This is a genomic window from Thalassovita gelatinovora (genome assembly GCF_001458355.1).
In the GTDB taxonomy this organism is placed as follows: Bacteria; Pseudomonadota; Alphaproteobacteria; order Rhodobacterales; family Rhodobacteraceae; genus Thalassobius; species Thalassobius gelatinovorus.
In genome coordinates this window covers 86,161-100,951 of the sequence record NZ_CYSA01000028.1, presented here as the reverse complement: position 1 = coordinate 100,951, position 14,791 = coordinate 86,161, and the positions used below count along the sequence as shown (strand labels likewise).

The window sequence follows — 14,791 nt, the reverse complement described above, 5'->3', positions numbered from 1 at the left end:
TCAGATGCAGGCAATCACAACCGACCGCGTCGTCATTGTCGGCGCAGGCATGGGTGCGCTTTATGCGGCGCTGAAACTGGCACCGCGGCCGGTGCTGATGATTTCACCCGAAACACTGGGCGAAGGGGCCAGTTCGGCTTGGGCCCAAGGAGGGATCGCGGCCGCGATGGGCCCCACCGACAGCCCCGAAAGCCATTCTTCGGACACGCTGCGTGCAGGGGCTGGAACTGTTGACCCGCAGGTCGCCACCCAAGTCACCCGCGAAGCCCGGGATCATATCCTCGATCTGACCGACATGGGCACACCGTTCGACCGCGACGACAACGGCGGTTACGTGTTGTCGCGCGAAGCGGCGCATAGTTTCGCCCGCGTGGTTCGGGTCAAGGGCGATCAGGCCGGGGCCGAAATCATGAAAGCGCTGATCGCGCAGGCGCTGCAAACGCCATCGATCCAAGTGTTGGAAGGTGTTTTGGCCTCAGGACTTGAGGTCAGTAACGGCGCCGTGACGGGGGTTTGGATCGAAACCTCTTGCGAAGATCGGTCGCAACCGATCCTTCTGCGTGGCGCGGCCTATCTGATGGCTGGCGGCGGTTCTGGCGGGCTGTACAAGCTGACCACCAATCCTGCCCGCATCCGTGGTCAGGTGATCGGCATGGCCGCCCGTGCCGGTGCTGTGATTGCCGATGCCGAATTTGTGCAATTTCACCCCACCGCCATCGATATGGGCGAAGACCCCGCACCACTGGCCACCGAAGCGTTGCGCGGCGAAGGGGCCACACTGATCAACGCTGATGGCGAACGGTTCATGACCGCGATCCATCCCGATGCTGAACTGGCCCCGCGCGACATCGTTGCCCGCGCCATCTATGCCCAGACCCAGGCGGGCAAGCGGCCGATGCTGGATACCCGCGCGGTTCTGGGGGCAAAGGTCCTGACACAGTATCCCGCCGTGGCCGAAGCCTGCGCCCGCGCCGGCATTGATCCGGTGCTAAACCCGATCCCAGTCGCCGCCGCCGCGCATTACCACATGGGCGGCATCGCTACCGATCAGAACGGCAGGGCCAGTCTGAAAAACCTCTGGGTTTGCGGCGAAGCGTCTTCGACCGGGTTGCACGGTGCCAACCGCCTGGCTTCGAACGGTCTGTTGGAGGCCCTGGTCTATGCCCGGATTTGCGCCGTAGGTATCGATGCGGTTCTCGGTTCCCCCACGGGCATCGCGCCAGAAATCGCGCCAGATTTCCTACCCGGCGGGGTTTCACCCGATGCCAATGCGGTTGACCGTCTGCGCCGCTGTATGACCAATAATGTCGGCGTGGTGCGCGACGCCGAAGGGTTAAAGCTGGCCTTGGCGACTATTGCCCGGTTGGAAGATGAAAATGCCGATTGCCCGGGATTTGTGAACATGACCGCCACAGCCACGTTGATCGCCGCCGCCGCATTGCTTCGCGAAGAATCCCGCGGGGCGCATTATCGCAGCGATTTCCCCGCCCCCAAAGGCGACACCGGCAAACGCAGCATGTTGACCCTGTCCGAAGCGCTGGCGCTGCGCGACAAGATTGCAAAGGAAACCGCATGAGTTCTTATGCCACCCTCCCCGACCTGATCCTGGAACCGTTGGTCAAACATGCGTTGATGGAAGACCTGGGAACCTACGGCGATATCACCACTCGGGCGGTTATCCCGGCAGGTGTGAAATACAAAGCCCGGCTGAACGCGCGTGAAGAGGGCGTGGTTTCGGGAATGCAGATTGCGGCGATTGCATTTCGATTGATAGACCCGGCATTGCGGATCACCGCGCTGAAGCAGGATGGTGATGCCATTGCCAAGGGTGACACTCTGATGGAAATCGACGGCGCTGCCGCGTCGATTCTGTCGGCGGAACGGGTGGCGTTGAATTTTGCCGGACGGCTGAGCGGGATCGCCACCAAAACGCATGGTTTCGTGCAGCAAACCAAAGGCCACAAGGCCCGCATCACCTGCACCCGGAAAACCACCCCCGGCTTGCGCATCGTGGAAAAGCAGGCGGTGCTGCATGGCGGCGGCTTCAACCACCGATTCAGCCTGTCCGATGCAATCCTGATCAAGGATAACCATATTGCAGCCGCAGGCGGTGTGCGCGCGGTACTGGAGGCGACCAAGGCCCATGCAAGCCACATGGTGCGGGTCGAAATCGAAGTTGACCGGCTCGATCAACTGCAAGAGGTGCTGGAAACCGGCGGCGCGGATGTGGTTCTGCTCGACAATATGGACACCACCACGCTGCGACAGGCGGTTGCGATCACTGGCGGTCGTCTGGTGCTGGAAGCCTCGGGCAACATGACGCTCGACCGTGTTGCCGAAGTTGCCGCGACCGGGGTCGATTACATTTCTTCCGGGGCGCTGACCCATTCGGCGCAGACCTTGGACCTCGGGTTGGATTTCTGATCTGGCCCCGGCGTTTCCCGGTGCGGGAAACGCCGGGGCCAACCTAAAATGCCTATAATTTCACCAGCTCGGCATTATTCGCCTCATATCGGCGCGTTTCTGTGTTCTTGGCATTGCGCCACCCGCTTTCGCAGCGGCACAACCCCAGACGAAACAGGAAACAACGTGCCCCGTGTCAAAGAAGCTTTCCATCATCATCGTCGAAAAGGACCGCGATCGCGCCATGCAGATCGTGGATTCGCTGTCGCTTTCGGGCGACTATGAAATCTCCGTCATTGCCGAAGAATCCGGTCTGGCCCGGCGCGTCGCCAGCCTGAACCCCGATATCGTGCTGATCGACATGACTAACCCGTCACGCGATACGTTGGAAGAACTGGCAATCGCCTCTGGCCCGATGGAACGCCCGGTGGCTATGTTTGTCGATCAATCCGACGACACCCTGACCAAAGCCGCAATCGAGGCGGGCGTGTCGGCCTATGTGGTCGACGGGATGCGCGCCGACCGGTTGAAACCGATCCTTGACGCGGCCATCACCCGGTTTCACATGTTCCACCGGATGCGCACCGAACTCGAAGCGACCAAGCAGGCGCTTGAAGAACGCAAGACGCTGGACCGTGCCAAGGGCATCTTGATGAAGGCGCGTGGGCTGTCCGAAGACGAAGCCTATGCCCTGCTGCGCAAAGCCGCGATGGATCAGGGCAAAAAGGTGATCGACGTGGCGCAGGCGCTGGTGACGACGGCGGGACTGCTGTCATGAGCATCACTTTGAACGCTGGGTATATTCCATTGGTCGACGCGGCCCCGTTGATCATCGCACACGAATTAGGCTTCGGCGAAGAAGAAGGGCTGGCGCTGAACCTGCACAAGGCCCCCAGTTGGTCGACCTTACGCGATCTGTTGGCGTTGGGACAGATCGAGGCGGCGCATATGCTGGCCCCGGTTCCGGTTGCCACCGCGCTTGGTATTGGCGGCATGCCGGTACAGCTGGAGGCGTTGTCGGTCCTGTCAGTCAACGGCAACGTCATCGGCGTTTCACCCCAGCTTGCCTTGCGGCTGCGTGAACATGGCTATCGGTTCGATTTCAAGGATGCCACCGCCGCCGGCCGCGCCTTGATCGCCACCAAGCAAAGATTGCGCATCGGGGTGCCGTTTCCTTTTTCGATGCATGCCGAACTGCTGTTCTATTGGTTGAATTCGCTGGGATTGCCCGCACCACAGGCGCTGGTTATCCGCACGGTGCCGCCACCGTTGATGGCACAGGCGATGGCGAATGGCGAAATCGATGCCTTTTGCGTCGGCGAACCGTGGGGTTCCATCGCGGTTGAAAACGGGGTCGGAGAATTGCTGTTGCCCGGCAATGCGATCTGGAACTTCGCCCCGGAAAAGGTACTGGCGACCCGCAAGGGATGGGCCGATGCCGATCCCGACCTGACCGGACGCCTGGTGCGCGCGGTCTGGCGTGCAGGCCGCTGGCTGGGACAGTCCAGCAACACCACCACTGCCGCTGAAATCCTGTCGCGTACCGATTATCTGGGCGTTTCGGCAGAAGTCATCGACCGGGCTCTGTCCGGCCGTCTGGTCATTTCCGCCCGTGGCGGCGAACGCAAAACACCACGTTTCGTCGAATTTTTTGAGGGTGCCGCCACCTTCCCGTGGAAGTCACAGGCCGCATGGATCGGGGGCCAGATCGCTGCGCGGTTGGGTCTGGACCGCGATGACGCCATGCGCAAGGCGCGCGAGGTGTTCCGCAGCGATCTGCACCGTCAGCACCTGTCGCGCACCACCAGCGACCTCCCCGGCGCATCGGAAAAAATCGAAGGGTCGCTGAGCCAGAAAACCGCGGTCGCGTCGGAATCAGGCAAGCTGTTCCTGCTGCCAGACCAGTTTTTCGATGGCCGGATTTTTGACCCAACAGAATCCACTTGATCAATAAATAAGCAAAATGCGCCATTCATTGCGGCGGCGCAGCATTTTTTCGCCCTTTCAGTTTGAAACTGTTGCGGACCGCGCTGCGAAGCGCAACAAAAGGACAAGACGAAGCAAGGGCGTTTCGTCTCATCACCGAATTCCCCGATGATCGGGACACCCGGAGCAAAGCCGCTCGACCCGCCGTTTCAATACGGTGCGCGTCAGCGGCTTTTTTGTTTTTCCCAACACCGACCCAACTGAGGACCCCAAGATCATGAAACGCATTGCATCCCTCCTCGCAGCCACCACCATGCTGGTTTCCCCAGCAGCAGCCGAAATGCTAGACGTTGAAAAAGACGAATTGAAATTCGGCTTTATCAAACTGACCGACATGGCGCCTTTGGCCGTCGCCTATGAAAAGGGCTATTTCGAAGATGAAGGCCTGTTCGTCACGCTGGAAGCGCAGGCCAACTGGAAAGTCCTTCTCGACGGTGTGATATCGGGCACTTTGGACGGTGCGCATATGCTGGCCGGTCAACCGTTGGCCGCGACCATCGGCTTTGGCACCGAAGCGCATATCGTCACCCCGTTTTCAATGGACCTGAACGGCAATGGCATCACCGTGTCGAATGAAATCTGGTCGCAGATGAAACAACACGTTCCCGCCGATGCCGACGGCAAGCCGATCCACCCGATCAGCGCCGCGGCGCTGAAACCGGTGGTCGATGCTTATAAAGATCAAGGCAAGCCATTCAACATGGGAATGGTATTCCCGGTGTCGACCCATAATTACGAATTGCGCTATTGGTTGGCCGCTGGCGGATTGGAACCGGGCTATTACAGTTCCGAAAACGTAACCGGTCAGATCGGCGCCGATGTCCTGCTGTCGGTGACCCCGCCGCCACAGATGCCCGCCACCATGGAGGCCGGTACGATCTATGGCTATTGCGTCGGGGAACCGTGGAACCAGCAGGCAGTGTTCAAAGGTATCGGTGTGCCGGTCATTACCGATTACGAATTGTGGAAGAACAATCCCGAAAAGGTCTTCGGTCTGAGCGCCGAGTTCCAGCAGGAAAATCCCAACACCACCATCGCCATCACCAAGGCGCTGATCCGTGCCGCCATCTGGTTGGATGAAAACGACAATGCCAACCGCCCCGAAGCCGTCGAGATCCTGTCACGGTCGGAATATGTCGGTGCCGATTATGAAGTAATCGCCAATTCGATGACCGGCACTTTCGAATATGAAAAGGGCGACAAGCGCGAAGTGCCAGATTTCAACGTGTTCTTCCGCTATAACGCCACCTACCCGTTTTATTCCGATGCCGTCTGGTACCTGACCCAGATGCGGCGTTGGGGACAGATCAGCGAAGCCAAGCCGGACAGCTGGTATGACGAGGTGGCCAAGTCTGTCTACAAGCCGGACATCTACCTGCAAGCCGCTAAAATGCTGGTCGAGGAAGGTCTGGCCAACGAAGCCGATTTCCCTTGGCAAAGCGATGGCTACAAGGCCGCGACTCCGGCCGAAGATGTCATCGACGGCATCGCTTACGATGGCAAACAGCCCAACGCCTATCTTGACAGCCTGCCGATCGGCCTGAAGGGCGATCAGGTCGTCGACGGCAATCAAGTCAAGGGCTGATGCCGGTGGCCGGGCGGTTTCCTCTCCCTGCCGCCCGGCTGTCTTTCTCGTTAATTTTTCCCGCAGGATCAGATCAATGACCGCTATCGACCCGCATAGTTTGTCCGCCGCAGACAAGACTGCCCAAAAGGAATCCCGTCGCGCCCGGATGTTCACCCGCATCAATAAACTGGATGCCTGGTTCAAGGTGCTGGGGCTGGCTTGGATCACCCCGATGCTGAAAGCCGCCGCTGGCGACACCCCCAAAGCCCAGGCCAAAGAGGTTTGGCAATTGCTGGGCGTGCCGCTGCTGGCAATCCTGATCTTCATTGGATTATGGGCCAATCTGGCCCCCAAGGTGCAAACCTCTCTGGGGGCGATCCCTGGGCCGGTGCAAGTCTGGGAACAGGTGGAAAACCTGCATGCCGACCATCTACGCGAAATGGACAAGGCCGCCGCTTTCTATGATCGTCAGGACGTGCGCAACGCCAAGCTGATCGCGGCCGGTCAGGACGACAAGGTCAAATTCCGCGACTACACCGGCAAACCAACCTACTATCAGCAGATATGGACCTCGATCAAAACCGTTTTCTTCGGCTTTCTGATCGCCACGCTGGTCGCGGTGCCGGTTGGCATTGCCGCAGGACTGTCGAAAACAGCCAATGCCGCCGTCAATCCGCTGGTCCAGATATTCAAACCGGTGTCACCGCTGGCCTGGCTGCCGATTGTCACCATGATCGTTTCGGCCACCGTTTCCAGCAATGACGGGTTATTTTCCAAATCCTTTCTGATCTCCGCGATCACAGTGACCTTGTGTTCGCTGTGGCCCACATTGATCAACACCGCGCTCGGCGTGGCCACGATCGACAAGGATCTGGTATCGGTTTCCAAGGTTCTGAAAATGAACACCTGGACCAAGATCACCAAGTTGGTGTTGCCTTCGGCGCTGCCATTGATCTTTACCGGTCTACGCCTTTCTCTCGGGGTTGGCTGGATGGTTCTGATCGCGGCGGAAATGCTGGCGCAGAACCCTGGATTGGGCAAATTCGTCTGGGATGAATTTCAAAACGGCAGTTCGCAAAGCCTTGCCAGGATCATGGTTGCGGTCTTCACCATCGGCATCATCGGCTTCCTGCTGGATCGCGTCATGTACGCCCTGCAGTCGCTGTTTACCTTTTCGAACAACCGGTGAGCCCCATGTCAGTGATTTCATTCAACAACGTATGCAAAAGCTTCGGCGAAGGCACCGCGCGCCAGAATGTGTTGAAAAACATCGATCTTCAGGTCGAAGAAGGTGAATTTCTGGTACTGCTGGGCTTTTCCGGGTCAGGCAAAACCACGCTGATCAATCTGATGGCCGGGCTGGAAGCCCCAACCAGCGGCACGGTCAATTTCAAGTCCAAGCCGATCACTGGCCCCGGCCCCGAACGCGGCGTGATCTTTCAGAACTATTCGCTGATGCCGTGGCTGACGGTGAACGGCAATGTCGGGCTGGCGGTAGACACGATTTTCCCCGGTCTGTCCAATTCCGAACGTGCGCAAAAGGTGGCCCATTTCGTCAAAATGGTCGGCCTTAGCCATGCAGGTAGCCGCCGCCCGGCAGAATTGTCAGGCGGCATGCGCCAGCGGGTCAACGTGGCCCGGGCACTGGCAATGAATCCCGAAGTCCTGTTGCTGGATGAACCGCTGTCGGCGCTCGATGCGCTGACCCGGGCCAATTTGGCCGATGAGATCCTCGATATCTGGAATGCAGACAAAAAAACCTGCATTCTGATCACCAATGATGTCGATGAAGCCATCATCATGGGCGACCGGATCATTCCACTCAATCCCGATGGCACACTGGCCGATCCGTTCAAGGTCGATATCCCGCGACCGCGCGACCGGACGGAAATGAACCACCACAAAGGGTTCAAGGCATTACGCGCAAAAATTACCAAATACCTGATGGATGTCGGGATAAAATCCAAGACCGAAGGTACCCGTACCTTGCCAGATGTGGAACCGATCCACGGTGTGCCCTCAGCGATACAGGATGCCACCAAGGGTCTGATCGAACAAAATTTCCTCGATTTTTCTCAACTGCACAAGGTTTATGCGACCCCCAAGGGACCACTGACCGTGGTCGAGGATTTCAATCTCAAGCTCAATCGCGGCGAATTCCTATCCTTGATCGGTCATTCGGGCTGCGGCAAATCCACGGTGCTGACCATGGCCGCCGGGCTGAACGAGATTTCCAAGGGTGGCATCCGACTTGACGGTCGCCATGTCGAAGGCGCCGATCCCGAACGCGCAGTGGTGTTCCAGTCGCCCAATCTGTTCCCCTGGCTGACGGCGCGGGAAAACGTCGCCATCGGGGTGGACAAGGTTTACCCCAAAGCATCGCGGGCCGAACGTCAGGACGTGATCGACTATTACCTTGAACGGGTTGGCATGGCCGAAGCGATGGACCGCCCGGCACATGCAATGTCAAATGGCATGAAACAGCGCATCGGCATCGCCCGCGCCTTTGCTCTCAGCCCAAAACTACTGCTTCTCGATGAACCCTTTGGGATGCTCGACAGTCTGACCCGCTGGGAATTGCAAGAAGTGCTGATGGAAGTCTGGGACCGCACCAAGGTGACAGCGATCTGCGTCACCCATGATGTCGACGAAGCGATCCTGCTGGCCGACCGGGTGGTGATGATGACAAACGGACCGCAAGCCACCATTGGCAAGATCGTCGATGTCGACCTGCCCCGCCCACGCAGCCGCAAAGCGCTTTTGGGGCATCCTGATTACTACAACTTCCGGCAGGAAGTTCTCGGTTTTCTGGAAGAATACGAACACGGCGCGAAACCCAAGAAGACCCCTACCCCCAAACCCATAGCAGCGGAGTAAGTCACAATGGACGATAAAACGATCACTCTCGTGCAGGACAGCTTTGCCAAGGTCGTACCGATCAAGGACGCAGCGGCAGAAATTTTCTATGCGAACCTGTTTGAAACCGCGCCGCAGGTAAAACCCTATTTCGCCCAAGCTGATATGAAGGATCAGGGGGCGAAGCTGATGGCCACTCTGGGCGTGGTTGTGAACGGATTGCGCGATCTGGATAAAATTGTGCCCGTGGCCCAACAGCTGGCGATCAAACACGTCGATTATGGCGTTCAGGCCGAAGATTACGACGCGGTCGGCGCATCGCTGCTGTTCACCCTTGAAAAGGGACTGGGCGATGACTTCACCCCCGAAGTCAAAGACGCCTGGGGGGCCGCCTACGCCACGCTGAGCGGCGTCATGAAAGACACCGCATATTCCACCGCACCGGCGCCCGAAGTAATCGCGGCGACGGCCCCCACAAAACCATTCTGGAAGTTTTGGGCATGAAACAGAAACTCGTCGTCATCGGCGCCGGAATGGCTTCGGGCCGGGCGCTTGAACATTTATTTGAACAGGCACGCGACACCTATGAAGTCACTCTTTTTAACGCGGAACCGCGCGGCAACTACAACCGGCTGATGCTGTCACCGGTCCTGTCGGGCGAAAAAACCTATGAAGAAATCATCACCCATGACGACGATTGGTATGCCGCCAATGGTGTCACCTGCCGCTTCGGCGAACATGTGGTCAAGATCGACCGTGCGCGCAAGGTCGTGGTCGGGCAGAACGGTGAAGCCCCCTATGACAAACTGCTGATCGCCACCGGGTCAGCCCCTTTCATCATTCCGGTCGCGGGCAAGGATCTGCCCGGCGTGGTTTCCTATCGGGATCTCGATGACACCAATGCGATGATCGACGCCGCGCAGCGCCCCGGTGCCAAGGCGGTGGTGATCGGTGGCGGTTTGCTCGGGCTTGAAGCTGCGGCCGGGCTGAAGATGCGCGGCATGGATGTGACTGTGTTACACCTGATGGGTCACCTGATGGAACGCCAACTCGATGAAGCTGCAGGCTATCTTCTGCGGCGCGCGCTTGAAGATCGCGGCATCAAGGTGATCTGCCGCGCCTCCACCGCCGCCATCCTGGGCGAAAAACGGGTCGAAGGTGTGATGCTCGAAGACAATACCGGCCTTGAAGCCGATATGGTGGTGATGGCGGTCGGAATTCGTCCCGAAACGCGTCTCGCCGTCGACGCGCATCTTGAAGTGGAACGCGGAATCAGCGTGGACGATGCCATGTTGACCTCCGATCCAGATATTCTGGCACTAGGCGAATGCGTGGAACATCGAGGCCAGCTTTTCGGTCTGGTGGCGCCGCTATACGATCAAGCCAAGGTCGTCGCCCAGACCCTGATCGGGCAATCCGCCACCTTCACCCCAAAAGAAGTCTCGACCAAGCTGAAGGTCACCGGCTGCGATCTGTTTTCTGCGGGCGATTTCGCCGAAGGCGAAGACCGCGAAGACATCGTCTATCGCGACCCGGCGCGCGGCGTCTATAAACGGCTGGTCCTCAAGGAAGACAGGATCATCGGTGCGGTGATGTATGGCGACACTGCCGATGGCAGTTGGTTCTACAACATGATCAAGGACGGCACCGATGTGTCGGACATGCGGGACACGTTGATTTTTGGGCCTGCCTATCAAGGGGGGGCCACAGCGGACCCTATGGCAGCCGTTGCAGCCTTACCGGATGATGCAGAAATCTGCGGCTGTAACGGCGTTTGCAAAGGGCAGATCGTCACTGCAATCAATAACGGCGCCAATACGCTGGAGGACGTGCGCGCCGTCACCAAGGCCAGCGGGTCCTGCGGGACCTGCTCGGGCTTGGTTGAACAAGTGCTGGCCGCCACCTTGGGCGACGATTTCGACATGCCGACCGAAAGGTCGGTTTGTGGCTGCACCGACCTGACCCACGAAGACGTCCGCCGCCTGATCAAGTCGCAGGCCCTGAAAAGCCAGGACGCGGTATGGCAGGAACTGGGTTGGAAAACCCGTAATGGGTGCCATGTCTGCCGCCCGGCGATCAACTATTACCTGCTGGCCGACTGGCCGCTGGACTATGCCGACGATCCGCAGTCACGGTTCGTCAACGAACGCCGCCATGCCAATATTCAAAAGAATGGCACCTATTCCGTAGTGCCACGCATGTGGGGTGGCATCACCACGCCGCAGGAATTGCGCGCCATCGCCGATGCGGCGGAAAAATACAACGTACCGACGGTGAAAGTGACCGGCGGACAGCGTATCGACCTGCTCGGGGTCAAGCGCGAAGACCTGCCTTCGATGTGGTACGATCTCAATCAGGCCGGGCTGGTATCCGGCCACGCTTATTCCAAGGGGCTGCGTACGGTGAAAACCTGTGTCGGGTCGGATCATTGCCGCTTTGGTACTCAGGACAGCACCGGGCTTGGCATCAAGCTGGAAAAGCTGCTTTGGGGATCATGGACACCGCATAAGGTCAAGCTGGGCGTTTCGGGCTGTCCGCGCAACTGTGCCGAAGCAACCTGCAAGGATGTCGGCATCATCTGTGTCGACAGCGGCTACGAAATCAGCGTCGCCGGCGCGGCAGGCATGGATTTGAAGGAAACCGAGCCTTTGGCCAAGGTCGCCACAGAGCAAGAAGCCATCGAAGTCACCACCGCCTATATCCAGCTTTACCGTGAAAACGGTAAATATCTGGATCGCGGCTATAAATTCGTCGCCAAGGTCGGTCTGGACTGGGTCAAGCTACAGGTCGTTGATGATCCGGAAAACCGCAAGGCGCTGTGCGAGCGGTTCGAAATTTCCCAATCCATCTATCGCAAGGACCCATGGGCGGAACAGGCACAACCCGGCGAAGCGGAACAGTTCCGCCCGTTGGTCGATCTGACATTGGAGGCAGCGGAATGAGCTGGCTCGATATTGGTCCGATCGACCAAATTCCCCTGCGCGGTGCGCGGGTGGTAAAAACCCAACTGGGCTGCGTCGCCATCTTCCGACCGGCAGAAGACGAAGTTTTTGCCACGGCCGACCGTTGCCCGCACAAAGGCGGACCATTGAGCGAAGGCATCGTTCATGGCCGTTCTGTCACCTGCCCTCTGCATAACTGGGTGTTCAGTCTGGAAACAGGTCAGGCCCAAGGTGCCGATGAAGGCGAAATCGAAACCCATGCCGTGCGGGTCGCAAACGGACGTATCCTGCTGGACGGGTCCCGCCTGAACCGCCAGGTCGCATAACTCCCCCAACGCGCCCGCGCCGATCGGCGCGAGCGCTTTTCACCACGTCCCGAGGTTCCCGATGCCCGCACCCACACTTGCCCAGCCCTGCGCCCGGCGCACCACATGTCCCTATTGCGGCGTCGGCTGCGGCGTCTTGGCGACCCCGGACGGGATCGGCGGATTGACCATCAAGGGCGACCCGGACCATCCCGCCAATTTCGGGCGGCTATGTTCCAAAGGGTCGGCCTTGGGGGAAACCGTCACAACCGAAGACCGGTTGCTGTACCCGGTGGTTGCGGGCGCACGATCCGGTTGGGATGACGCGCTCGATCTGGTGGTGCGGAAATTCCAAGACATGATCGCCAAACACGGCCCCGACAGCGTGGCGTTTTATGTTTCGGGCCAGATGCTGAGCGAAGATTACTATGTCGCCAACAAGCTGATGAAAGGCTTCATCGGTTCGGCCAATATCGACACCAATTCGCGGCTTTGCATGGCCTCGACCGTCGCCGGGCACAAACGCGCATTTGGCACCGATACCGTACCGGGGCAATATACCGATCTGGAACAGGCCGATCTGATCGTGCTGACCGGGTCTAATCTGGCTTGGTGCCACCCAGTGCTGTATCAGCGCATCGTCGCGGCGAAAAAAGCGCGCCCGCAGATGAAAGTGATCAATATCGACCCGCGCCGCACCGCAACCTCTGATATTGCCGATCTGCACCTGTCGATCCGCCCAGGCGGTGATGCTGCCCTGTTCAACCGCCTGCTGGTGGAAATATATGCACAAGGTGCGATCGATGCCGATTTCATCCGCGACCATGTCGAAGGGTTCGACGCCGCGCTGGCCACCGCTCATCGCTGCGACAGCGCCGTGACAGGGCTGAGCGAGGCAGATCTGCAAGCATTTTGCGATCTGTGGATCACATCCCACAAGGTCGTCACCGTGTTCAGTCAGGGCGTGAACCAATCCAGTTCCGGCAGTGACAAGGTCAACGCCATCCTCAATTGCCATCTGGCCACGGGCAGGATCGGCAAACCGGGCTGCGGGCCGTTCAGCATGACCGGTCAACCCAACGCGATGGGCGGGCGTGAAGTGGGCGGTTTGGCCAATATGCTGGCCTGTCATCTGGACATCGAAAACGCCGACCATCGCAGCGCGGTCAAAACATTCTGGAACGCCCCGGCGATGCCGGTCGAGGCCGGATTGAAAGCGGTCGACATGTTCCGCGCTGTCGCTGACGGTCGGATCAAGGCGATCTGGATCATCTGCACCAATCCGGTGGTATCGATGCCCGAAGCGGACGCGGTACGCACCGCGCTTGAAGGCTGCGATTTCGTGGTCGTGTCCGACATGTATGGCAACACTGACACTGCAAAATTGGCCGACGTGATCCTGCCCGCCACCGGCTGGGGTGAAAAGGACGGCACAGTAACCAATTCCGAACGCTGCATTTCGCGCCAGCGCGCCATTCTGCCGCCACCCGGGGAAGCACGGCACGATTGGGACATCATCGCCGATGTCGGCCGACGGATGGGCTGGGCGTCGGCTTTCGACTATCAAAGCCCGGCAGAGATTTTCCGCGAATATGCCGCCCTTTCGGGCATCGCCGGTCAGTTGGGCCGGGATTTCGACATCTCGGCCATGCAGGAAATTTCGGATTCTGAATATGGAGACCTGGCGCCGCTGCACTGGCCGCAAACGGCTCATCGGGCTGGAGGGCGCTTCTTTGGCGATGGTCGTTTCTTCACCCCATCGGGCCGGGGCCGAATGTTACCGATCCAGTTTCGGCCACCCCAATCGGTGCCATCGGCCGACTATCCCTACGTGTTGAATACCGGTCGGGTGCGCGACCACTGGCACACCATGACGCGTACCGGGACATCGGCCCGCTTGTCGCAACATCTGGCTGAACCGTTTATCGAAATTCACCCCGATGACGCCGCCGATCTGGGACTTGCCGTGGCCGATCTGGCGTGGATCAGAAGCCCGCACGGCCATGCCATCTTACGCGTGTTGATCACCGACCGGATTGGTCGAGGGCAGGCTTTTGCGCCGATGCACTGGACATCGCAATATGCCTCCAGGGGCCAGATCGACACCTTGGTCAGCGCCCATGTGGACCCGGTGTCCGGGCAGCCTGAATCCAAGGCATCGGTGGTTCGGATCGAAAAATACCACGCCGCTTGGTTCGGCTTTGCCGTCACCGTGAACCGGCCTGACGCACAAAGCGGTTATTGGGCCAGCGCCCGCGCCGCCAAGGGGTGGCGGGTTGAACTGGCTGACACCGAAACACCGGACAACTGGGAAAGTTACGCCACTGCCTTGCTGGGGCACCCGGATGCGCAGGTGATCAGTGTGCTTGACCCGGCCCGCGGCGGGGCTCGAATTGCGATGGTTGAAAATGGCGTTCTGACCGGTGCGCTATTTGTTGCCCGCTCCCCGGTGCCGGTATCGCGCAGCCATCTAGCCGGGTTGCTGGGCAATGCGCCTGCGGATGCGCTGGCCGGACGCCCGGCGAATGACCAGCCCGATCCCGGCGCAACGATCTGCGCTTGTTTCGATGTTGGAGTGAATACCATCCTGCGCGCCATCGCCGATCAGCATTTGATCAGCGTCGAAGCCATCGGAGAGGCCCTGAACGCGGGTACCAATTGTGGCTCCTGTCGCCCGGAACTTGCAGCACTTCTGGCCTCGTCCCAACCGCAGCAGGCCGCCGAATAAGGCT

11 protein-coding genes are annotated in these 14,791 nt (G+C 59.3%); all 11 read left to right on the top strand.

Features of this window, described 5'->3' with window-relative positions:
* Positions 1–4 precede the first annotated feature (4 nt).
* A complete protein-coding gene (locus TG4357_RS17850; protein ID WP_058264275.1) occupies positions 5–1,576 on the top strand; it encodes an L-aspartate oxidase in 1,572 nt (523 codons plus the stop codon).
* Positions 1,573–2,424, top strand: coding sequence for a carboxylating nicotinate-nucleotide diphosphorylase (gene nadC, locus TG4357_RS17845; protein ID WP_058264274.1), 852 nt, complete (start codon positions 1,573–1,575; stop codon positions 2,422–2,424). The genes TG4357_RS17850 and nadC overlap by 4 nt, the downstream gene beginning before the upstream one ends.
* A 172-nt stretch (positions 2,425–2,596) precedes the next feature.
* Positions 2,597–3,181, top strand: a complete 585-nt coding sequence (locus TG4357_RS17840; protein WP_058264273.1) for an ANTAR domain-containing response regulator — start codon at positions 2,597–2,599, stop codon at positions 3,179–3,181.
* Positions 3,178–4,350, top strand: coding sequence for a CmpA/NrtA family ABC transporter substrate-binding protein (locus TG4357_RS17835; protein WP_058264272.1), 1,173 nt, complete (start codon positions 3,178–3,180; stop codon positions 4,348–4,350). The genes TG4357_RS17840 and TG4357_RS17835 overlap by 4 nt, the downstream gene beginning before the upstream one ends.
* Before the next feature lie 256 nt (positions 4,351–4,606).
* On the top strand, positions 4,607–5,974 hold the full coding sequence (locus TG4357_RS17830) for a CmpA/NrtA family ABC transporter substrate-binding protein (protein WP_058264464.1): 1,368 nt from the start codon (positions 4,607–4,609) through the stop codon (positions 5,972–5,974).
* Positions 5,975–6,050: 76 nt separating this feature from the next.
* Positions 6,051–7,145 carry an ABC transporter permease gene (locus TG4357_RS17825; RefSeq protein WP_058264271.1) on the top strand — a complete coding sequence of 365 codons (1,095 nt, stop codon included), beginning with the start codon at positions 6,051–6,053 and terminating at the stop codon, positions 7,143–7,145.
* A 5-nt stretch (positions 7,146–7,150) separates the two neighbouring features.
* Positions 7,151–8,833 carry an ABC transporter ATP-binding protein gene (locus tag TG4357_RS17820; RefSeq protein ID WP_058264270.1) on the top strand — a complete coding sequence of 561 codons (1,683 nt, stop codon included), beginning with the start codon at positions 7,151–7,153 and terminating at the stop codon, positions 8,831–8,833.
* 6 nt (positions 8,834–8,839) lie between these two features.
* Positions 8,840–9,316: a globin family protein gene (locus TG4357_RS17815; protein ID WP_058264269.1), complete on the top strand. Its 477-nt coding sequence runs from the start codon at positions 8,840–8,842 to the stop codon at positions 9,314–9,316.
* Entirely contained in the window at positions 9,313–11,754 is a 2,442-nt protein-coding gene (nirB, locus tag TG4357_RS17810; protein WP_058264268.1) for a nitrite reductase large subunit NirB, read from the top strand. Before TG4357_RS17815 ends, nirB begins: the two co-directional genes overlap by 4 nt.
* The gene (gene nirD / locus TG4357_RS17805; protein ID WP_058264267.1) at positions 11,751–12,080 is read left to right on the top strand and encodes a nitrite reductase small subunit NirD; all 330 of its coding nucleotides are present in this window, start codon (positions 11,751–11,753) and stop codon (positions 12,078–12,080) included. The genes nirB and nirD overlap by 4 nt, the downstream gene beginning before the upstream one ends.
* A gap of 61 nt (positions 12,081–12,141) precedes the next feature.
* Entirely contained in the window at positions 12,142–14,787 is a 2,646-nt protein-coding gene (locus tag TG4357_RS17800) for a nitrate reductase (RefSeq protein ID WP_058264266.1), read from the top strand.
* Positions 14,788–14,791 lie beyond the last annotated feature (4 nt).